The sequence below is a fragment of the Methylobacterium sp. 2A genome, from assembly GCF_009806555.1.
Lineage (GTDB): Bacteria > Pseudomonadota > Alphaproteobacteria > Rhizobiales > Beijerinckiaceae > Methylobacterium.
Genome location: NZ_VUOK01000046.1, coordinates 1 through 19315 on the forward strand (window position 1 = coordinate 1; position 19315 = coordinate 19315).

Genomic DNA, 19315 nt, shown 5'->3' on the forward strand with positions numbered 1-19315 from the left:
TGATGGCATCGCCGGCTCCTTCATCCGTCAACGCCGCAAACGCTGATCCGTCGCAACGTCTGCGGGAATAGCTCTAGGGCTCCTGGCCGCGTGACAACGCGCTTGCGTCCGAAAGAACGGCTTCGCCACCGAAATCGATGTCCCCGATGGCGGGCGCCCCCTTCGGCTCGGCCGGAGCCCAGATCACCACCGGCAGCCCGTAAGCGTCGCGCTCCGTCGCATCCGGCATCGGCACGGCCTGGCCTGCGAGGATGTCGCGCGCCACCGCCAGCGCGGCGAGCGCATCGAGATGATCATCGGCTGGGACACCCTTGGCGCGGGCCTCGATCAGCGCCCTGGGGAGCCCCGCCGCGGCAAGCAGTCCGCGCCGCAGGTCGAGCCCCTCCCGGGCTCGTGGTCCCTTCTTGGGCAGGCCGAGCGGCCGGCCGCCGTTGAGGGCGTGGAACGCCACCTCCGGGTGGACCTCATGGACCCGGCTGCACAGCTCCGGCCGCGCCCGCAGGAGCATGTCCACCGCGCGGACATAGCGGAAGATGTTGTAGCCCTGGATCGAGGGCGCGAAGGGCGGGTCGCTGGCCGCCCGGGAGACCGCCTTGGCCGCTTCGTAATCGGCCGCGTAGATCGCAGCCCGCGGCGGCATCGGGAAGACCGACGACCGCGCCGGGCCGAGCTTGGCGCGCGCCGCGAGATCGGCCGGCCGGCCGCCGCCGAGGATCCGGTCGGGCAGGCCGATCGGCACGTCGATCCCGACCACGAGCGGCTGCTCCGGCGCGTCGAGGAGCGCGACCACGTCCGGGAAGAGGGCGCAGCGGTGCCGGTCGGGGTCGTCGAGGTCGAGCAGGGCCCCCGCCCAGGCGCCCCGGCAGCCGTCGAGCCCCGCGATCCACCGCGCCATCGCGCTCCTCCCCGTGTGCAACCCGGCCCGCGCTGCCTTCTTGTCCGGGCTGGCGCGGACAGCTATCCGCATCGCACGGCCGCCGCCGAACCGGGAGTAGCGTGATGAGCGAGATCCGTCCCCGCCGCAGCGTGCTGGCGATGCCCGGTTCCAACGCCCGGGCGCTGGACAAGGCGCGCACGCTGCCCGCCGACGTCATCCTGATCGACCTCGAGGATGGAACCGCGCCGGAGGCCAAGGAAGCCGCCCGCGCGCAGGTCGCGGCCGCGGTGGCGGCCCGGGGCTTCGGGGCGCGCGAGGTCGTGGTGCGGATCAACCCGCCCGAGACCGAGGACGGCGAGGCCGATCTCGTGGCCCTCGCCCCCGCCGCCCCGGACGCCATCCTGGTGCCGAAGGTGCGCAGCTCCGATACGCTGATCGCCGTCGGCTCCCGTCTGCGCCGGCTCGGCGCGCCGCTGGCGACGCGGGTCTGGGCGATGATCGAGACGCCGATGGCGGTCGTCAACGCCGCCGAGATCGCCGGGGCGGCGCGGGACGTCGACGGGCGGCTCGCCGCCCTGGTGATCGGCCCAAACGACCTCCTGAAGGCGGCCCGGATCCCGCCGCCGGGACGGGCCGCGCTGGTTCCCTGGCTGATGACGGTGCTGGCCGCCGCGCGGGCCTACGAGATCGAGGCGATCGACGGCGTCTTCACCGACCTGACCGACGCGGCCGGCTTCGAGGCCGAGTGCGCGCAGGGCCGCGACCTCGGCTTCGACGGCAAGATGCTGATCCATCCGAGCCAGATCGGCCCGGCCAACCTGGCCTTCGGGCCGGACGCCGAGGCCGTCGCGAAGGCGCGGCGGATGCTCGACGTGTTCGCTGCCCCTGAGAATCGCGAGCGCGGGGTCGTGACCGTCGACGGCAAGATGGTCGAGCGCCTGCACGTCGAGGCGGCCCGGCGGATTCTGGCGCTGGCCGAAGCGATCGAACGGCTCGGCGCGTGAGCGACCTGCCCGAGGTGGGCCTGCGGATCCTCGACCCGCGCCTGACGGGTTGGGGCTTCCCGCGCTGGGGCTCGGCGGCGGCCGCCGGCCTTGATCTGCACGCCTGCCTGGACGCGCCGCTGATCCTGCCGCCCCGCGAAGCGCCAGCCCTGATCCCGGCCGGGTTCAGCGTGCTGATCCGGGACCCCGCATGGTGCGGGTTGATCTTCCCGCGGTCCGGCCGCGGCCACCGGGAGGGGCTGGTGCTGGGCAACGGCACCGGCGTGATCGACGCGGATTACGAGGGGCCGCTGATGGTCTCGGCCTGGAACCGTGCCGAGGCCGGCCCGATCCGGATCGAACCCGGCGAGCGGATCGCCCAGCTGGTCTTCACGCGCATCGCCCGGCCGGTCCTGACCGTGCTGGAGGGCGAGGCCGGCTCCGGCTCGGGGCGCGGCACGGGCGGCTTCGGGTCGAGCGGGCGCTGATCCGAAGGCCGATCTCCGCGCCCCCAGCGAAAAGGGCTCTGTCACTCTGCGCGCGTCCGAGCGGATATGATGAGCCCGCAGCTGTTCGACATAAATATAGGTCACAGCTGTACAAGCTCGGTGACTGTATTAACAATCATATCTCGACCTTCTGCGCTTTCGCGTGGCCATATCGTCGCAGCGAAGTGCCGAAGCGCAAATTTAGACTTGAATTCATTCTAAATCATGACGCTTGATCCCCGATTTTACGTTTGATAACGGCATATCATGCCGGATCATTAGCAGATCACACCGACCTGAGCCGGCCGATTTGACCGACCAGACGGTGTATTTGTGCCAAAATCCACAAAAATGCTCTTTATCTTATCCGAACTCATAAATGTTCGGCGCGCGCGCCGGATCGCTCTGCTGATGACCTGTCTTTCGACCGCGGCCTCACCAGGACGCGCCGAGGATGCCGGCGTCACATCGGTTCAGCTCGACACACTCTCGGTGGAATCCCATGGACCGGCTGGGGCGAACACCCTGCCGCCGTCCTTCGCGGGCGGGCAGGTGGCCCGCGGCAGCCGGCTCGGGCTGCTCGGCAACCGGGACTACATGCAGACGCCGTTCAGCACGGCGAGCTACACCGAGAAGACCATCCGCGACACGCAGGTGATCAGCGTCGGCGATCTCCTGACCCGGACGGACCCCTCGGTGCGCGCCGCGATCGGCAGCGGCAACCGCTATGACGCCGTCACGATCCGGGGCTTCCGCATCGAGAACCGGGAATTTGCGCTCAACGGGCTCTACGGCCTCGTGCCGGACTACCGCATCGACCCGGCGCCCCTGGAGCGGGTCGAGATCCTGAAAGGTCCGGCCGCCTTCCTGTTCGGGGTGCCGCTGAACGGCGGAATCGCCGGCACCGTGAACGTCGTCACCAAGCGGGCGGGCGACGAGCCCTTGAACCGGGTCACGGTCGACTATGCCTCCCCGGGCCGCGGCGGCGCCGAGGTCGACGTGGCCCGGCGCTACGGCGATGCGAAGCAGGTCGGCGTGCGGATCAACGCCGCGGGCCTCGACGGCACCACGCCGATCGACCTGACCGGGCAGCGCAACGCCGTGGGCTCGCTCGGCCTCGACTATGCCGGCGAACGCCTGCGGCTCTCAGGGGACGTGATCTATCAGCACGACGCCTATGACAGCCAGACCCGGGGCGGCAACCCGCTGCCCGGCATCCGGATTCCCCGCGCGCCCGACCCGCGCAGGAACCTGTCCCAGCGCTTCGACTTCTCCCGCTCCGACAGCATCACCGGCCTGGCCCGCGCGGAATACGACCTGACCCAGGACCTGACCCTGTTCGCGGCTTTGGGTTCGAACCACTTCACCTACGCCAAGCAGGAGAACCCGGCCTTCACGCTCCTCGACGCGACGGGCCGGGCGCGGTCGAATTCCGTCTTCCAGAGCGGCGACACGGTCTCGATCTCGGGCGAGGCCGGAGCCCGCGCCCGCTTCGCGACTGGCGACATCCGTCACGAGGCGGTGTTCACCGCCACCGCCCTCGATCAGGATCTGACGCTCGGCCAGATCACCTATCCAAATTATTCCACGAACATCTACGCGCCGGTGCGCCTGGCCTCGCCCGGCAAGCCGGATCTGAAGGCGTCGTTCCCCCGCGGCCGGGCGAGCTACAACCGGCTGACGAGCCTCGCGGTCGCCGACACGATGACCTTCGCCGACGGCCTCGTCGAGCTGCTGGTCGGGGTCCGGCGGCAGGCGATCGAGGCCGGCAACTATGCGCCGGTGACCGGCCTCCTCAGCACCGCCTACGACAAGAGCGCGATCACGCCGGCCTTCGGCGTCGTGGTGCGGCCGACGCCGGTCCTGTCGCTCTACGCGAACAGCGTCGAGGGGCTGACCGCTTTGCGCGCACCGAGTTCGGCGATCAACGCCAACGAAACCTTCGCGCCCGCCCGCACCCAGCAATACGAGATCGGCTCGAAGCTCGACTTCCAGAGCTTCGGCGTGACGCTGGCGGCGTTCGAGATCACCAGCCCGGCGGGTCTGCTCGACGCGCAGACGCAGCGTTACGGCATCGTCGGCGACCAGCGGAACCGCGGCTTCGAGGGCACCGTCTTCGGGGAGATCCTGCCCGAACTGCGGGTGATCGCCGGCGCAACCCTGCTCGACGCGCGGTGGGCGCGGACTCCGGGCAGGCCCTATGCCGGCAACCCCGCGACGGGCGCGCCGCGGTTCCAGACCACCCTGGGCTGGGAATGGGACACGCCGTTCCTGCGCGGGCTCACGGCGACCGCAACCGTCGTCTATACGAGCGGCTCCTATGCCGGCACGGCGTTCCAGGCGGTCCTGCAGAAGATCCCGGACTGGACGACGGTCGATCTCGGCCTGCGCTACGCCACGACGCTCGGCGACAAGCCCGTCACGCTGCGGGCCAGCGTGAGCAACATCGCCGACAGCCACCATTGGATCGCCAACCCGAACGGCGCCCTGATCCTCGGCGCGCCGCGCACGGTCTGGCTGTCGGCCTCGATCGATTACTGAAGGCGGATCAATCCAGCGTCTTGCCGAGCCGCCCTGCGAGATCCTGGATGAACTGGAACGCGGTGCGGCCCGAGCGGGAGCCGCGGGTGGTGGCCCATTCGAGGGCGTCCGCCCGCAACTGCTCCGGCGCCACGTCGAGGCCGTAGCGCTCCGTATAGGCGCGGATCATCGCCAGATACTCGTCCTGGCTGCACTTGTGGAAGCCGAGCCACAGGCCGAACCGGTCCGAGAGCGAGACCTTCTCCTCCACCGCCTCGCCGGGGTTGATCGCGGTCGAGCGCTCGTTCTCCACCATATCGCGGGCGAGCAGGTGGCGGCGGTTGGAGGTCGCGTAGAACAGCACGTTCCCGGGCCGGCCCTCGATGCCGCCGTCCAGCGCCGTCTTGAGCGACTTGTACGAGGTGTCGTCGGCATCGAACGAGAGGTCGTCGCAGTAGACGAGCCAGCGGTGCGGGTCGGGCCGCAGCAGGGCCATCAGGTCGGGCAGGGCCTCGATGTCCTCGCGGTGGATCTCCACGAGCTTCATCGGCAGCGAACCCGCCGGCCGGCGGGCGTTGATCTCGGCATGGGCCGCCTTGACGAGCGACGACTTGCCCATCCCGCGGGCGCCCCACAGCAGGGCGTTGTTGGCCGGCAGGCCGCGGGCGAAGCGCTCGGTGTTCTCCACCAGGGTGTCGCGGGCCCGGTCGATCCCGGTGAGCAGTCCCATCTCAACGCGCGCCACCTGCGGCACGGGCGTGAGCCGGCGCTCGGGCCCCCACAGGAAGGCGTCGGCGGCATTCGGGTCGAAGGCCGGCGGGGTCGGGGGCGCGGCGCGCTCCAGCGCAGTGGCGATGCGCTCCAGCAGCGGCATCAGGGCGTCGAGTGTGGGGGCGCTCGTCATCGGCTCGGGGGGTTCGGGTTCACGTCGGTCAGGGGGCCGGTTCTACGGGGAAGACCGGCGGAAAGCATCCGGTTGCGGATGCATGGCGTAATCAGCCGAACAGGCGCGCGGATCGGGCGTTGGATCCCTCGGTGGGTCGAGGCACGCGCCCCCGCTGGAGGGGAAGAATGGATGCGGGACCGACGATCCGGATCACCCAGGTCGATGCTTACGTCTTCACCGTCGATTTCGGCGCCGCCCTGCCGGCGCTCGTCACCGACGAGGCGCCCCCGATCGGCGGCGGGACCGGGCCGTTCCCCGAGCAGATCCTGATCTCCGGCGTCGCGAACTGCCTCTGCGCCAGCCTCGTCTTCGCCCTCGGAAAGTTCCGGCAGGACGCGCGCGGCGTCGCCGCCGAGGCGCAATGCCGGGTCGAGCGCAACGCCGAGGGCCGCCTGCGCATCACCGGGATCGACGTGCGGATCGGCCTGGGCGCAGCCGCCGCCGAGATGCCCCGGATCGACCGGGTGCTGGAACAGTTCGAGCGGTTCTGCACCGTCTCGGAGAGCGTGAAGGCCGGAATCCCGGTCGCCGTCTCGGTGACGGATCGCGACGGAACCCGCCTGACATGAGCCCGCCCGCGGAAAGATCCGCCGCCCGGCGCATTCCCGCAACGCGAACCGGATCAGGAGACGCCATGTCGGATGAGACCCGTGAGCCCGCCCGTGCGCCCGAAGCGCTGGCCATCCTCTTCAATCAGCGCGCCAATGCGGGCGACGTCGAAGGCCTCGTCGCCCTCTACGAGCCGGACGCCATCCTGGCCGCGGGCCGCGTGGTGGCCACCGGCCATGCCGAGATCCGCAGCTTCTACACCGACCTGCTGGCGCGCAAATCCGATTTCCCGGCCCCCGAGACCCTGCCGCCCCTGCGCAATGGGACGCTCGCCATGACCGTCGCCCGGCTGCCCAGGGGCGCCTTCTCGGTGGAGGTCGCCCGCGAGCAGGCGGACGGGACGTGGCTCTGGGTGATCGACCAGCTCAAGCTCGCGCCGCCGAAGGACTGAGAGGCGCGCTTGTCCCACTGGACGCGATGCGGCAAAGCGGGGCGCGCGCGCTCAACGCCGCGCCCAAGACCCGAGCCGACTCGATGCACGACATCCGCGCCATCCGGGAGAACCCGGACGCCTTCGACCGCGACCTCCAACGCCGGGGCCTCGCGCCGCTCTCGGCCGAGTTGATCGCGCTGGACGAGGCGCGGAAGGCGTCGGTCTCGGCCGCGCAGGCCAACCAGGAGCGGCGCAACGCGCTCGCCAAGGAGATCGGCGGCGCCAAGAAGGCGAAGGACGAGGAGCGCGCCGCCGCCCTGATGGCGGAGGTCGCGGCGCTAAAAAGCGCCGAGCCGGAGCTGAAGGCCGCGCAGGACGCCGCCGACAAGGCCCTGTTCGACCGGCTCGCCGCCATCCCGAACCGGCCGAAGGCCGACGTGCCGGAGGGCGCCGACGAGCACGGCAACGTCCTCTACCGCAGCCACGCCCCGACCCGCGAGCGGCTGACCGAGGGACGCGAGCATTTCGAGCTCGGCGAGGCCGCCGGCCTGATGGATTTCGAGGCCGCGGCCAAGCTGTCGGGCTCGCGCTTCGTGGTGCTCAAAGGTCAGCTCGCCCGGCTGGAACGGGCGCTCGGCCAGTTCATGCTCGACCTGCACACGCAGGAGCACGGTTATCTGGAGGTCGCGCCGCCGGTGCTGGTGCGCGACGCCGCCATGTTCGGCACGGCGCAGCTGCCGAAGTTCGAGGACGACCAGTTCTCGGTCTTCAAGGGTCTCGACGCCGTGAGGACGTTGGAGACCGGAGCGGATCCGGCTTCGGGCAACACCGAGAAGTTCTGGCTCGTCCCCACCGCCGAGGTGCCGCTGACCAACCTCGTCCGTGAGTCGATCCTCCGCGAGGAAGAACTCCCCCTGCGCTTCACCGCGCTCACCCCCTGCTTCCGGGCCGAGGCCGGGGCGGCGGGGCGGGATACCCGCGGCATGCTGCGCCAGCACCAGTTCAACAAGGTCGAGCTGGTCTCAATCACAACACCGGAAGAGTCCGCCAACGAGCACGAGCGGATGCTCACCTGCGCGGAAGCCGTCCTGAAGAAGCTGGATCTGCCCTACCGGGTGATGACCCTCTGCACCGGCGACATGGGCTTCGCGAGCCAGAAGACCTACGACATCGAGGTCTGGGTGCCGGGCCAGCGCACCCACCGCGAGATTTCCTCGTGCTCGGTCTGCGGCGAGTTCCAGGCCCGGCGGATGAACGCCCGCTACCGGGGCAAGGACGGCAAGCCGGCCTTCGTCCACACCCTCAACGGCTCGGGCGTGGCGGTCGGCCGCGCGCTCATTGCCGTCATGGAAAATTATCAGAACCCGGACGGGAGCATCACGATCCCGTCGGTGCTCCACCCCTACATGGGCGGGCTCAACCGGATCGAAGGGCCTCGCTGATGCGCATCCTGGTCACCAACGACGACGGCATCCACGCGCCGGGCCTCGCAACCCTGGAGGAGGTCGCCCGCGAGCTGTCGGACGACGTCTGGGTGGTGGCGCCGGAGAGCGACCAGTCGGGCGTGTCGCACTCGCTCTCGCTGAACGATCCGCTGCGGCTGCGGCAGGTCTCGGAGCAGCGCTTCGCCGTGAAGGGCACGCCATCGGACTGCGTGATCCTCGGCGTGCGCCACATCCTGGGCGATCACGGGCCGGATCTCGTCCTGTCGGGGGTGAATCGCGGCCAGAACGTCGCCGAGGACGTGACCTATTCGGGCACGATCGCGGCCGCCATGGAGGGGACCATTTTGGGCATCCGCTCCATCGCGTTGAGCCAGGCCTACGGCGCGGGCGGGCGCGGCGCGCTGAAGTGGGACTGCGCCCGCACCCACGGGCCGAAGGTGATCCAAAAGATCCTGGACACGGGCATCGAGCCCGGCATCCTGATCAACGTGAATTTCCCGGATTGCGAACCGGACGCCGTGCAGGGCATCGCGGTCGCGGCGCAGGGTTTCCGCAATCAGGCGCTGCTGTCGATCGATGCGCGGGTCGACGGGCGCGGCAACCCGTATTTCTGGCTGGCCTTCGCCAAGGCGCGGTTCGAGCCGGGCCACGGCTCGGATCTCAAGGCCATCGCCGAGAAGCGGATCTCGGTGACGCCGCTGCGCCTCGACCTGACCGACGAGCCGACCCTGACACGCTTCGCACAGGCCTTCTCGGCGTGATCGACCTGGGCAGCCTGGAGGCGGCTGCCGGGAACGCGGCCTTCGTGATGGCGCTCCGGGGCCGGGGCTTGCGCGACACCGCGGTGCTACGGGCGATGGAGCAGGTGCCGCGGGAGGCCTTCGCGCCGGCCCCGTATCGGGAGCACGCAAGGCGAGATATCGCCCTGCCGTTGCCCTGCGGCGCGTCCATGACGGCGCCGTCCACCGTGGCGCTGATGCTGGCGCTGCTGCGGGTCGAGCCGGGCCAGCGCGTTCTGGAGATCGGCACCGGCTCGGGCTACGTCACGGCGCTGCTCGCCCGGCTGGGCGCGAGTGCGGTCCTGAGCCTGGAACGCTCGGTGACCCTCGCCGTCGAGGCGACGCGGCGGCTCGCGGCGCTGCCGGAGGCGCATGTCGTCCGGGCGGACGGGCTGGCCCCGGAGTTGCCGGATGGCGGCTTCGACCGAATCCTCGTCCACGGCAGCGTGGAGGCAATCCCGCCGCACTGGCGCGCGGCGCTCGAACCGGGTGGACGGCTGGTGACGGGTCTCAGCGGCGGCGACCTGTGCCGGGTCGCCGTCCTGGCCTCACCGGAGGCCGAGGTAGAGCCGGGCGCACCGGTTCGTCTGGCTGCGCTGGTGCCGGGACTGGCGCGGGTTCTCTGATCGGGCGCTCCCTTGCACCGCGGGGGCGGGCTCGTCATCCTGCCAGCATGTCGGTCGAGGCGCATTACATCGTCAGACGCAACGAGTTGCGACCGGACTTCCGAGATCGCGATTGGGTGGCCTGAAAGCCGCTGCGGTGACGGATGACGGTGTCACGATGGAGGCGGGGTCCGAGGGGACGATCGTCGGCGCCTGGCGTGATGGTGAGGCCGACGAGGTCGAATTCGCGGAGCCGGCCGATGCGCTTGCCACCGTCGAGGCGACAGACCTGCGCCTCGTGAAACGGACAGCCGCTTGGGTCCTGCGAGCTAGCCGCTCGAACTTCGCAAGATCGACGGCTATTTGCCCGGTGAACCTGTGTCTCCCTCAAACCGTCGCCAGCGCCCGAGCCACGGCCTCAGGCTCCTTGTCGATGACCAGCAGCAGGGTTCTGGCGGCTGGATCCGGCGTACGGCGATGTTGCTCCCAATCGCGGATCGCGGCGACTGACAGGCCGAAGCGCTGTGCGAAGCGATCCTGGGACAGACGAGTCTTCTTCCGGATCGCGGCGACATCGATTTGCGGGGGCGTGAAGACCCGCGCGGGCTGAGCGTCGCCACGCGCAATGGCCCGGGCCTCCTTGGCGCTCCGCAGAAGGCGCTCACCGAGCTTGCTCATCAGATCCTCCTTTTCAGCTTAGCAAGGCGTGCCGCGATACCGGCACGATAGTCGTCGGCGAGTTGGGAGAGTTCATGGGCGAGGGCGTTCCGCTCGGCCTTGGTGAGATTGTCCCGCTCCCCCTTGTCGATCAAGGCCAGCAGAAACAGGGGCACGTCGTCGCCGCCGTAATAGTGGATCGTCCGGTAGCCCCCACTCTTGCCCTTGCCCTTGCCGGCGAACCGCACTTTTCGCGCGCCTCCGGTCCCTTGCATCACGGCGCCCGCTTGCGGGTTGGCGGATAGCCACTGGACCATGGCGCCGATCTCATCCTCGGAAAGACCGGCAGCCTCCGCATCGGCCTCGAACGAGTCGGTGGTGAGGACCGCATGCATCATCGATATATACGGCAATGCCGTATACGCGGCAAGAGAAAACCGCGTCGTTCGGGGCTGAGCACTGGGCGGGTGGTTCAGACCAACCCGTCGGCAATGTGCAAAGGGTCGACAACGGTGCAGTCGCTGACCGAAAAACCCGACTTTTCCCGCAGGGGCCGATGAACCTGAGCGCGACCGCTCACCCCAACCGCCGCGCGGCCCGCCACAGCCGCCACAGCCGGCGCCAGCGCGGCATCTCGACGAGCGTGTTGAGCGGGTCGTAGCTCGCCCGCTCCATCGCGGCGAGGTAGGGTTCCACCAGAGCCACCGGCAGGAACGCGGCGCCGGCCGAGGGCGCGATGGTCGGGCGCGCCGCCTCGAAGGCCTTCAGGTGCTGCCGGGCGAGGGCGCGCAGGTCGGCGCAGGCCCGGCGCAGGCCCGGACCCCCGCGGCCCGTGACGATGTCCTCGCGGGTGACGCCGTAGCGGCCGAGGATGTCGGCCGGCAGGTAGACCTGGCCCGAACGGGCGTGCCAGGGCAGGGCGCGCAGCAGACCGGTGATCCCGTAGGCGACGCCGGCATGCCCGGCCGCCCCCGCGCCGCCCGGCTCCGTGCCGTTGCCGATCACGAGGCTCGCCAGCCGGAACAGGGCCGAGGCGGTCTCGCCGCAATAGCCCTCCAGGTCGTTCACCCGGGGCATCGGATCCTCGTAGAGGTCGAACACCCGGGCATCGATCAGATCGACGAAGGGCTGGCGGCCGAGGCGGTTCACCCGGATCGCCTCTTCGAGCGCGGCCGCCACCGGGTTGGCGCGGACATCGCCCCGCGCCTCGCCCTGCAGCGCGTCGCGCCACCATTGCAGGCGGATCTCGCCGGCCATCGGGGCCGAGACGGCCTCGCGGACGCGGGCGATGGTCAACGAGAAAGCGTAGAGCGCGAAGAGGTGGGGGCGGGCGGCGGCCGGCGCGAACAGGGTCGCGTAGTAGCGATCCGGATCGCCGGACCGCACGAGCTCCTCGCAGTGCGACTGCGCGAAGGCGAGCCCGGTCTCGGCGGTCTGGCCCTCCACCTCCGGCATCAGGCCACCGCGATCAGGGCGGCGGCGACCTTGCGGTTCTCGGCCACCAGGATGTTGTAGGTCCGCGCCGCGGCCCCGGTCTGCATCACGTCGAGCCCGACGCCGACATCCTTGAGCCAGCCCCGGAGCGCGGGATCGATCGCCGCGATGTCGAGGCCGGTGCCCACCAGCAGCAGCTCGATGTCGCCGGCCTCGGCCTGGACCGGGCGGAGTGCCGTCCGGTCGATCGCCCGGGGCTCGGTCACGTCCCAGGCGCGCACGCCGGAGGGCAGCAGCAGGATCGAGCCGCGATGCGACATCCCGGCGAAGCGGAAGCCGCCATTGCCGTAGGTGTCGATGATGTGGCGCCCCGGCACGAAGCCGGACTCGAAGCTTTTCGGGTTTGGCTGATCGGCCATCGCGGAAAAAGGACTACTCCGCCGGTTGCGGGACGCCGGAGCGCTCCGAGGCCGCGCGGGCGCCGGAGAGCATCAGCCCCAGATAGATCAACACCGGAGTCGAGATGAAGATCGCCGAGTAGGTGCAGATCAGGACGCCGCAGAGCATCACGGTCGCGAAGCCCTTGATGGCCTCGCCGCCGAACAGGACGAGCGCCAGCAGCGACAGGGCGGACGAGATCGAGGTCATCACCGTGCGCGACATGGTCGAGTTGATCGACAGGTTGAGCAGGTCGACGGTCGGGATGGTCTTGTACCGGCGCATCAGCTCGCGGGTCCGGTCGAACACCACGACGGTCTCGTTCAGCGAGTAGCCCACGATGGTGAGGATCGCCGCGATCGAGGTCATGTTGAACTCGATCCGGGTGATGATGAACACGCCGACCGTGAGCACGATGTCGTGGAGGGTGCCCACGATGGCACCGAGCGCCAGCTCCCGCTCGAACCGGAACCACAGGTAGAGCAGCACCGCCACGACCGAGAGCACGACGCCGAGCGTGCCGGACTGGACCAGCTCGCCGGAAACGCGGGGACCCACGGTCTCGGTCCGGCGGAAGTCGTAATCCGTGTCGAAGGCGGCGTGCGCCTTGTTCATCACCGCGGTCTGGCCCTGCTCGCCGGGCTGGAGCGGCAGGCGGACCAGCACGGTGCCCTGGTTGCCGAGTTCCTGCACCTCCGGCTCGCCGTAGCCGAAGGCCGCCGCCGTATGGCGGATCGCGGCGACATCCGCGGTGCCGGACTTCGCCTGCAGCTCGACCAGGGTGCCGCCCTTGAAGTCGATGCCGAAATTCAGCCCGACGGTCAGGAACAGCACCACCGTGGCGAGCGAGAGCACCGCCGAGAGCGGGAAGGTGACGCGCCGGAATCGCATGAAGTCGAAATGCGATTCATCGGGCCAGAGGCGGAGCAGGCGCATTTTTTCGGACCTAACGTTGGGAAGATCGCAGCACCAGCTCAGCTCGCTTCTCCAATCTCCGACCTCATCCTGAGGTGCCGGAGCGGAGCGGAGGCCTCGAAGGAGTCCTCCAGTGACAGCTGCGATCCCCGGAGCCCTCCTTCGAGGCCCGCTCACGCGGGCACCTCAGGATGAGGTGGTGGTTTGGATCAAGGGATCAGGCCAGCGGTGATGCGTCTCCCGAAAGTGAGTTCATTCAGAACGGCAGGGCCTTCGGTCGGAAGGTCTTGTACCACACCGCGATCATCATCCGGGTCAACGTCACCGCGGTGATGACCGTGGTGAGGATGCCGAGGATGAAGACCACGGCAAACCCCTTCACCGGGCCCGAGCCGAGGAAGAACAGGATCAGGGCGGCGATCGCCATGGTCGAGTTCGAGTCGATGATGGTGGCGAACGCCCGATCGAAGCCCGCCTGGAGCGCCGAGATCAGCGACCGGCCGGCCCTCTGCTCCTCACGCATGCGCTCGTAGATCAGCACGTTGGAATCCACCGCGGTGCCGATGGTGAGCACGATGCCGGCGATGCCGGGCAGAGTCATGGTGGCCTCCAACACCGACATCAGGCCCAGGATCAGCCCGACATGGACCATCAGGGCGATGTTGGCGATGAAGCCGAAGGTCCCGTAGGTCGCGAACATGAAGCAGACCACGAGGCCCGCCGCCACCAGGGTCGCGAGCTTGCCGGCCTCGATCGAGTCGCGGCCGAGGCCGGGGCCGACGACGCGGCGCTCGACCACGGTGAATTTGGCCGGCAACGCGCCCGCCCGCAGGAGCACCGCGAGGTCGTTGGCCTGCTGCACGGTGAAGTTGCCGGTGATCTGACCCGAGCCACCGGTGATCGCCGAGCGGATCACGGGGGCCGAGACCACCTCGTTGTCGAGCACGATGGCCATGCGCCGGCCGACATTCTCCGAGGTCGCCTGACCGAAGCGCTGCGCCCCACGCAGGTTGAACTTGAAGCTCACCATCGGCTCGTGGGACTGCTGGTCGAAGGAGGGCTGCGCGTCGGTCAATTCGCCGCCATCGGCCATGACCCGGCGCTCGACCGGGACCTTGGCGCCCTTCTCGTCCTTGGAGGGCAGCAGGTCGACATCGCCCGAGGGGCTGTCGGCGAGCATCCGGAATTCGAGCTTGGCGGTGGAGCCGAGGAGCTTTTCCAGGCGCTCCGGGTTCTGCTCGCCCGGCACCTGGATCAGGATCCGGTCGGCGCCCTGCTGCTGGATCGAGGGTTCGGTGGTGCCGGTGGAATCGAGACGCCGCCGGATGACCTCGATGCCCTGGCTGACGGCCCGGCGGGTGCGATCGGTGATGCCGGCATCGGTCAGAGTCAGGCGGACGAGGCCGCCGGGCTGCTCGGAGATGTCGAGGGTGCGGGCGGCGGTCTGGCCGAGGGACATCGTGATCGGCTGCGACAGTTCCTGGAGCTTGGGCAGCACCTTGGCCCGTGCCGCGTCGTCCGCGATCTTCACCTGGACGCCGCGCTGGAGCAGGCCGATGCCGCCGTCGGCCCGGACATTCTCCTGCTGGAGCACCCGGCGCACGTCATCGCGCAGGGCCTTGGCCTGGGAGGCGATCAGCTCGTTCTGATCGACTTCGAGCAGGAGCTGCGAGCCGCCCTGGAGATCGAGCCCGAGCACGATGGCCCGGGTCGGCACCACCCAGCTCGGGAACCAGGAGGGCAGGCTGGCGACGAAGCCCTTGCGCTGCTCGGGCGAGAAGAAGCTCGGCACGGCGAGCATCAGCCCCACCAGGATCAGGCCCAGCGTCGCGATGATCTTCGCACGGGAGAAGCGCAGCATCGGCCGTCTTTTTCTCTTGTGGGCCGGCGCGTTACGCCGGCCGTTTCAACCGGGAGTTCAGGCGGCCTTCACGGTGCCCTTGGCGCGGACCTCGGAGATCATCGACCGGACGACCCGCACGCGGACGTTCGGGGCGATCTCGACCTCGATCTCCGGCTGATCGTCTGCCGCCTTGGTCACGCGCCCGACGAGGCCGCCATTGGTCACCACCGTGTCGTCCCGGCGGACGGACTTGAGCAGCGCCTGGTGGTCCTTGACCCGCTTCTGCTGCGGCCGCAGGATCAGGAAGTACATGATCACGAAGATCAGGACGAACGGGATCACCTGAAAGGCGATCTCCGCTCCGCCAGCGGCCGTACCGGCCCCTTGCGCGAAGGCGGGGGTGATCAACGAGCGTCTCCTGCAAATGGCGATCGGGCCTGCCGCCGGTTTTCGGCGTGGGCAGACCTGTCGAAAAGCGCGCGGACTATAGCCAGGGGCTTCCCGAAAGCAACGTCGAAGCGACGGACCCCTGTGAGGCCGTCAGAGACGAGCGCGCACCGCCGCCGCGAAGGCGTCCGGCGCCTCCTGCGGAAAGTTGTGGCCCACCCCCGCGACGATCTCACGCCGGTACGGGCCGGTGAAATGGCGCGCATCCGTATCGGTCGCGGGCGGCGGACCGACGCCGTCATCGGCGCCGAGCAGCACGATCGACGGCACCGTGATCTCGGGCTGAGCCGCGAGGCGGGCTTCGATCTCGACGAGGGCCGGGTCGCCCGGCACGAGGCCGAAGCGGTGGCGGTAGGAATGCACCACCACGTCGACGAAATCGGGATTGCCGAAGGATCGGGCGGTCTGCGCGAAGGTCTCGGCGTCGAAGCCCCAGCTCGGCGACCAGAGCTGCCAGAGCAGGCGGCAGAAGGCGTCACGGTTGGCGGCCAGACCGGCGCGGCCGCGCTCGCCGTGCAGGTAATACTGATACCAGAGCCGATATTCGGCCTCGGGCGCGACGGGCCGCCCGGCGGCCGGGATGTTCTGGATGTTGTAGCCGACGCCGCAGCTCACGAGCCCTTTCGCCCGCTCCGGCCAGAGGGCGGCGACCACGCAGGCCGCCCGGCCGCCCCAATCGTAGCCAGCGAGCACGGCGCGCCCGATGCCGAGGGCGTCGAGGAAGGCCAGGAGGTCGGCCCCAAGCGCGGCCTGCTCCCCCGAGCGCGGCGTCGCGGGATCGAGGAACCGCGTCGGCCCATAGCCGCGCAGGTACGGGATCAGGCAGCGTATCCCGGCAGCCGCGAGCCGCTCGGCCGCGACGTCGTAGGCGTGGATGTCATACGGGAAACCGTGGAGCAGCACGGCCGGCGGCCCGTCCGGCGGACCTTCCTCCCGGTAGGCGATCTCCAGCACGCCGGCGCGCACGCTCTTCATGACGAGTCCCGCAGTTCTGCAAGCCGCAGCTTACGCGATCCGCCGCGGAATTGCCGCACGCGCTTGCCGGCAGCGCTTCGCGCCCGACTTCTCCCGTGGAACGCAAGCGTGACGGGGGAGAACCATGGGCCTGCTCGACGGTGCGAAGAACCTGATCGGCGACCTCGCGGCCGCGGCGGATCGGGCCCTGGAAGACACCGGCAGCGGCAAGCTCGCTTTGGCGCTGGCGAAGTTCTATCCGGGCGGCCTCGTGGCCTTCCTCGATCGCCTGCGCGAAACCGGCCATGGCGGCGCGGTCGATTCCTGGCTCGCGACGCAGACGCCGCCGGACGCACGGCGGGCCGTTCCGGCCCCGGCCATCGCGGCGTGCCTGCCGGAGGCCGTCACCGAGCGACTGGCCTACGATCTCGGCATTCCCGCGGGGCGGGTCGCCACCTCCCTCTCGGAATTCCTGCCGGCCGCGGTCGCGGCGCAGAGTGAGAACGGCGTGCTGAAGCCGCAGCCGAATTTCAGCACGCAGGTCCGCTGAGCTACGGGATCGCGCATTTCATCAGCGGCGGCGCGGTGGCGCAGCTCAGGTAACAGCTCTGCTTCTGGAAGCAGTACCACGTCAGTGAACCGCTCTTGAGGCAGGCGCCGCCGCAATGCCGGTAGACGCCGTAGAGGGGCCGGACGAACACCGCGTCCGTCAGGGTGCGCTCGTCCGGCGCCGCCCGGGCCGCCTCGGCATGCGCCGGCAAGGCCGCACCGGCCCAGACCAAGAGCAGCAGGGACAGGGCCGGAAGTCTCATCACCGCGCGACCGGGAAACCGACGTCAGAGCGGCATAGCGGGCCATGCCGGTCGCCCTGTCGATTAAATTGCCGTTCACGCGGCCCCGGCCTCCCCCGTGCCGAGGATGCGCCCTAGACTGGTCCTGGTTGAATCGGTCGACGGGGAAACACCATGAGCTTGCTCGACTCACTGGGTGGCGCTTTTGGCGGCTCGCTCGGCCAGATGGCGCTGAAGGCGCTGCCCGGCATCATCCAGCAGGTGCTGCCCGGCGGCCTCAACGCGCTGCTCGATCAGCTCCGCCGCTCCGGCTACGAGAGCCAGGTGAATTCCTGGCTCGGCCGCGGCCCGAACGAACCGATCACCGCGGACGACCTGCGCAAGGTGCTGGACAACGAGCAGGTGCGCCAGATGGCGCAGAAGCTCGGCATCCCGATGGATCAGCTTTTCCCGACCCTGGCCGAGGCGCTGCCGCAGGCGGTGGATCACCACAGCCCCGACGGCACGCTGCAGGTGCCCCAGGCCTGACGGCTCCGGAAACGCAAACGGCGGCCCCTCGGGGCCGCCGCTCACTTCCGATCGAACGCGCCGCTCAGTTGCTGGCGAGCTGGGACATCGGGTCCACCGGGGCGCCGCCCTTGCGGATCTCAAAGTGCAGCTGGGGCGAGGTCACGTTGCCCGACGCGCCGGACTTCGCGATCACCTGACCGCGCTTGACCTTGTCGCCGGGCTTCACGTCGAGCTCGCCGTTATGGGCGTAGGCCGAGACGTAGCCGTTGGCGTGGCGCACCAGCACGAGCTTGCCGTAGCCCTTCACGTCCGAGCCGGCATAGGCGACCGTACCCTCCTCGGCGGCCTTGACGGGCGTCCCCTCCGGCACCGCGATGTTGATGCCCTCGTTGCCGGAGCTGCCGTAGCCCGAGATCACCCGGCCCTTGGCGGGCCAGCGGAAGCTCTCGGAAGCCGCGGCCTCGGCGACCGAACCGGTGGCGGCCGGCTCGGGCTTCGCCGGCGCGGCGGCCTTCGGCGCTTCCCTGGCGGCGACCTTCTCGGCGGCGGCAGCCTTCTGCGCGGCCTCCTTGGCGGCCTTGGCCTCGGCGAGCTTCTGGGCGGCCTCGGCCTTCGCGGCGGCCTTGGCTTCGGCCTTGGCCTCCATCGCCTTCGCTTCGGCCTTGGCCTTCGCCTCGGCCTTGGGATCCGGCTTCTTCTCGTCGGCCTTGGCGACCTGTCCCGGACGGACGTGGCGCGGCTTCTCGTCCACCTTCGTGGCTTCCTTGGCGGCCTCCTTCACGGTCTCCTTGCGGGACTTCGTGTCGGCGACCTTGCGGGCGGCGGCATCGCGGGCCAGCGCTTCCTTGCGCTCCGCTTCCTTCTCGGCGGCGCGCTTGGCAGCTTCCTTGGCGGCTTCCTTGGCCTCCTCGCGCTTGACCTCCTCGCGCTTCGTTTCCTTGGCGGCTTCCTCGCGCTTGGCGGCCAGCTTGCCCTCGATCTGCTTGGCGTCCTCGCGCTTCTCCTCCGCGGCCCGGGCCGGCCGGGCGGTCATCGGCGCGGCGGCCGGGTTCATGCCCGAGGCATTGTAGACCGGGATCACGATCTGCCGCCCGGGCGTGATCTGGCTCGCGCTGGTCAGGCCGTTGGCCGACAGGATCGCCGAGGCGGGAACGCCATACCGGGTCGACATCTGGTTCAGGCTGTCGTTCTGCGAGACGGTGATCTGGGTGCCGCCCTGGGCGCTCCAGCCGACCTGCCCGGTCGAGGCGACGCGGGTGGCGGGCGCCGCGGCATGGGTCTGGGCCGGAGGCGCGATACTGGCCGTGCGCGGCGCCGTCGGCGCGCCCAGCGCTTCCGACTGGATGCGGCCGGTGCGGATCGCGGGGGCCGGCTTGAGGCTGCCGTCGGGCAGGCTGCCGGTGGCCGAGGGCTCCGAGTCGAATGGATTCGAGAACGGGTTGCTCAACCGCGATGCATCCGACGAACAGGCGGCCGCCGCCCCGCCGATGATGCCGATGAGGGCGACCCGCGACAGCGTCCGCAACATCCGACCCTTACCGCGCACCCGCATCGACGCACCCGTTTGCCTGACGCAACCTGATGCCCCAATGAAGACGGATTCAGGTTAAGCAACCGTTCCCGTGCCGCGTGACTGCATCCCTTGCGCGAAGGGCGACAGAGGATTTTCGCTGTATTCGCCGGATGATCGTGGGGGCCGCG

Annotated in this window: 22 protein-coding genes; 10 read left to right on the forward strand and 12 right to left on the reverse strand. The window is 69.8% G+C overall.

Annotated elements, in window-relative coordinates:
- Positions 1-73 precede the first annotated feature (73 nt).
- Positions 74-895, reverse strand: a complete 822-nt coding sequence (locus tag FVE89_RS20860; RefSeq protein ID WP_160536181.1) for a DUF429 domain-containing protein — start codon at positions 893-895, stop codon at positions 74-76.
- A gap of 104 nt (positions 896-999) precedes the next feature.
- Between FVE89_RS20860 and FVE89_RS20865 the strand changes: the two genes are divergently transcribed.
- From FVE89_RS20865 to FVE89_RS20875, 3 genes are all read left to right on the forward strand, one after another.
- On the forward strand, positions 1000-1881 hold the full coding sequence (locus tag FVE89_RS20865; protein WP_160536184.1) for a CoA ester lyase: 882 nt from the start codon (positions 1000-1002) through the stop codon (positions 1879-1881).
- Positions 1878-2348 (forward strand): dUTP diphosphatase, encoded by a 471-nt coding sequence (dut, locus tag FVE89_RS20870; protein ID WP_160536186.1) that lies wholly within the window; start codon positions 1878-1880, stop codon positions 2346-2348. The genes FVE89_RS20865 and dut overlap by 4 nt, the downstream gene beginning before the upstream one ends.
- Positions 2349-2759: 411 nt before the next feature.
- A complete protein-coding gene (locus tag FVE89_RS20875; protein WP_160536187.1) occupies positions 2760-4889 on the forward strand; it encodes a TonB-dependent siderophore receptor in 2130 nt (709 codons plus the stop codon).
- A 7-nt stretch (positions 4890-4896) separates the two neighbouring features.
- On the opposite strand, the gene FVE89_RS20880 is transcribed toward FVE89_RS20875, so the two are convergent.
- Entirely contained in the window at positions 4897-5772 is an 876-nt protein-coding gene (locus FVE89_RS20880) for an ATP-binding protein (RefSeq protein WP_160536189.1), read from the reverse strand.
- Between the two features lie 167 nt (positions 5773-5939).
- Here FVE89_RS20880 and FVE89_RS20885 point away from each other — a divergent pair, with 167 nt between their 5' ends.
- From FVE89_RS20885 to FVE89_RS20905, 5 genes are all read left to right on the forward strand, one after another.
- Positions 5940-6383, forward strand: a complete 444-nt coding sequence (locus tag FVE89_RS20885; RefSeq protein ID WP_160536191.1) for an OsmC family protein — start codon at positions 5940-5942, stop codon at positions 6381-6383.
- A gap of 65 nt (positions 6384-6448) precedes the next feature.
- The gene (locus FVE89_RS20890) at positions 6449-6814 is read left to right on the forward strand and encodes a nuclear transport factor 2 family protein (RefSeq protein ID WP_160536193.1); all 366 of its coding nucleotides are present in this window, start codon (positions 6449-6451) and stop codon (positions 6812-6814) included.
- 83 nt (positions 6815-6897) lie between these two features.
- Positions 6898-8238, forward strand: coding sequence for a serine--tRNA ligase (serS, locus tag FVE89_RS20895; RefSeq protein WP_160536195.1), 1341 nt, complete (start codon positions 6898-6900; stop codon positions 8236-8238).
- Positions 8238-9002 carry a 5'/3'-nucleotidase SurE gene (gene surE, locus FVE89_RS20900; protein WP_160536197.1) on the forward strand — a complete coding sequence of 255 codons (765 nt, stop codon included), beginning with the start codon at positions 8238-8240 and terminating at the stop codon, positions 9000-9002. Before serS ends, surE begins: the two co-directional genes overlap by 1 nt.
- Positions 8999-9646: a methyltransferase domain-containing protein gene (locus FVE89_RS20905; protein WP_160536199.1), complete on the forward strand. Its 648-nt coding sequence runs from the start codon at positions 8999-9001 to the stop codon at positions 9644-9646. Before surE ends, FVE89_RS20905 begins: the two co-directional genes overlap by 4 nt.
- Before the next feature lie 366 nt (positions 9647-10012).
- On the opposite strand, the gene FVE89_RS20910 is transcribed toward FVE89_RS20905, so the two are convergent.
- From FVE89_RS20910 to FVE89_RS20945, 8 genes are all read right to left on the reverse strand, one after another.
- A complete protein-coding gene (locus tag FVE89_RS20910; protein ID WP_160536201.1) occupies positions 10013-10303 on the reverse strand; it encodes a transcriptional regulator in 291 nt (96 codons plus the stop codon).
- Positions 10303-10680 (reverse strand): type II toxin-antitoxin system RelE/ParE family toxin, encoded by a 378-nt coding sequence (locus FVE89_RS20915; RefSeq protein ID WP_246731075.1) that lies wholly within the window; start codon positions 10678-10680, stop codon positions 10303-10305. The genes FVE89_RS20910 and FVE89_RS20915 overlap by 1 nt, the downstream gene beginning before the upstream one ends.
- 178 nt (positions 10681-10858) lie before the next feature.
- On the reverse strand, positions 10859-11737 hold the full coding sequence (locus tag FVE89_RS20920) for a phytoene/squalene synthase family protein (RefSeq protein ID WP_160536203.1): 879 nt from the start codon (positions 11735-11737) through the stop codon (positions 10859-10861).
- Positions 11737-12135 carry an MTH938/NDUFAF3 family protein gene (locus FVE89_RS20925; protein ID WP_160536205.1) on the reverse strand — a complete coding sequence of 133 codons (399 nt, stop codon included), beginning with the start codon at positions 12133-12135 and terminating at the stop codon, positions 11737-11739. Before FVE89_RS20925 ends, FVE89_RS20920 begins: the two co-directional genes overlap by 1 nt.
- 13 nt (positions 12136-12148) lie before the next feature.
- The gene (gene secF / locus FVE89_RS20930; protein ID WP_160536206.1) at positions 12149-13090 is read right to left on the reverse strand and encodes a protein translocase subunit SecF; all 942 of its coding nucleotides are present in this window, start codon (positions 13088-13090) and stop codon (positions 12149-12151) included.
- A 235-nt stretch (positions 13091-13325) separates the two neighbouring features.
- On the reverse strand, positions 13326-14930 hold the full coding sequence (secD, locus tag FVE89_RS20935; protein WP_160536208.1) for a protein translocase subunit SecD: 1605 nt from the start codon (positions 14928-14930) through the stop codon (positions 13326-13328).
- Between the two features lie 57 nt (positions 14931-14987).
- Positions 14988-15320, reverse strand: a complete 333-nt coding sequence (gene yajC, locus FVE89_RS20940; RefSeq protein WP_160536210.1) for a preprotein translocase subunit YajC — start codon at positions 15318-15320, stop codon at positions 14988-14990.
- 132 nt (positions 15321-15452) lie between these two features.
- Entirely contained in the window at positions 15453-16334 is an 882-nt protein-coding gene (locus tag FVE89_RS20945; protein WP_160536211.1) for an alpha/beta hydrolase, read from the reverse strand.
- A 124-nt stretch (positions 16335-16458) separates the two neighbouring features.
- On the opposite strand from FVE89_RS20945, the gene FVE89_RS20950 reads away from it, so the two are divergent.
- A complete protein-coding gene (locus FVE89_RS20950; protein WP_160536212.1) occupies positions 16459-16863 on the forward strand; it encodes a YidB family protein in 405 nt (134 codons plus the stop codon).
- A gap of 1 nt (position 16864) precedes the next feature.
- Here the strand turns inward: FVE89_RS20950 and FVE89_RS20955 are convergent, their stop codons facing one another.
- Positions 16865-17125, reverse strand: coding sequence for a hypothetical protein (locus tag FVE89_RS20955; protein ID WP_160536270.1), 261 nt, complete (start codon positions 17123-17125; stop codon positions 16865-16867).
- Positions 17126-17278: 153 nt separating this feature from the next.
- Between FVE89_RS20955 and FVE89_RS20960 the strand changes: the two genes are divergently transcribed.
- Complete coding sequence (locus FVE89_RS20960) at positions 17279-17632, forward strand: YidB family protein (protein WP_160536213.1); 354 nt, start codon at positions 17279-17281, stop codon at positions 17630-17632.
- A 64-nt stretch (positions 17633-17696) separates the two neighbouring features.
- Here FVE89_RS20960 and FVE89_RS20965 read toward each other — a convergent pair whose 3' ends face one another.
- Positions 17697-19166 (reverse strand): peptidoglycan DD-metalloendopeptidase family protein, encoded by a 1470-nt coding sequence (locus FVE89_RS20965; protein WP_160536214.1) that lies wholly within the window; start codon positions 19164-19166, stop codon positions 17697-17699.
- Positions 19167-19315: the final 149 nt, after the last annotated feature.

Coding starts and splice junctions, on each gene's coding strand:
- FVE89_RS20925 (WP_160536205.1), bottom strand. CDS start 12,135: ATGGCCGATCAGCCAAACCCGAAAAGCTTCGAGTCCGGCTTCGTGCCG.
- FVE89_RS20860 (WP_160536181.1), bottom strand. CDS start 895: ATGGCGCGGTGGATCGCGGGGCTCGACGGCTGCCGGGGCGCCTGGGCG.
- secD (WP_160536208.1), bottom strand. CDS start 14,930: ATGCTGCGCTTCTCCCGTGCGAAGATCATCGCGACGCTGGGCCTGATC.
- FVE89_RS20920 (WP_160536203.1), bottom strand. CDS start 11,737: ATGCCGGAGGTGGAGGGCCAGACCGCCGAGACCGGGCTCGCCTTCGCG.
- FVE89_RS20885 (WP_160536191.1), top strand. CDS start 5,940: ATGGATGCGGGACCGACGATCCGGATCACCCAGGTCGATGCTTACGTC.
- FVE89_RS20910 (WP_160536201.1), bottom strand. CDS start 10,303: ATGAGCAAGCTCGGTGAGCGCCTTCTGCGGAGCGCCAAGGAGGCCCGG.
- FVE89_RS20965 (WP_160536214.1), bottom strand. CDS start 19,166: ATGCGGGTGCGCGGTAAGGGTCGGATGTTGCGGACGCTGTCGCGGGTC.
- serS (WP_160536195.1), top strand. CDS start 6,898: ATGCACGACATCCGCGCCATCCGGGAGAACCCGGACGCCTTCGACCGC.
- FVE89_RS20890 (WP_160536193.1), top strand. CDS start 6,449: ATGTCGGATGAGACCCGTGAGCCCGCCCGTGCGCCCGAAGCGCTGGCC.
- surE (WP_160536197.1), top strand. CDS start 8,238: ATGCGCATCCTGGTCACCAACGACGACGGCATCCACGCGCCGGGCCTC.
- FVE89_RS20955 (WP_160536270.1), bottom strand. CDS start 17,125: ATGAGACTTCCGGCCCTGTCCCTGCTGCTCTTGGTCTGGGCCGGTGCG.
- FVE89_RS20865 (WP_160536184.1), top strand. CDS start 1,000: ATGAGCGAGATCCGTCCCCGCCGCAGCGTGCTGGCGATGCCCGGTTCC.
- FVE89_RS20945 (WP_160536211.1), bottom strand. CDS start 16,334: ATGAAGAGCGTGCGCGCCGGCGTGCTGGAGATCGCCTACCGGGAGGAA.
- FVE89_RS20880 (WP_160536189.1), bottom strand. CDS start 5,772: ATGACGAGCGCCCCCACACTCGACGCCCTGATGCCGCTGCTGGAGCGC.
- FVE89_RS20950 (WP_160536212.1), top strand. CDS start 16,459: ATGGGCCTGCTCGACGGTGCGAAGAACCTGATCGGCGACCTCGCGGCC.
- FVE89_RS20915 (WP_246731075.1), bottom strand. CDS start 10,680: ATGATGCATGCGGTCCTCACCACCGACTCGTTCGAGGCCGATGCGGAG.
- FVE89_RS20960 (WP_160536213.1), top strand. CDS start 17,279: ATGAGCTTGCTCGACTCACTGGGTGGCGCTTTTGGCGGCTCGCTCGGC.
- FVE89_RS20875 (WP_160536187.1), top strand. CDS start 2,760: ATGACCTGTCTTTCGACCGCGGCCTCACCAGGACGCGCCGAGGATGCC.
- secF (WP_160536206.1), bottom strand. CDS start 13,090: ATGCGCCTGCTCCGCCTCTGGCCCGATGAATCGCATTTCGACTTCATG.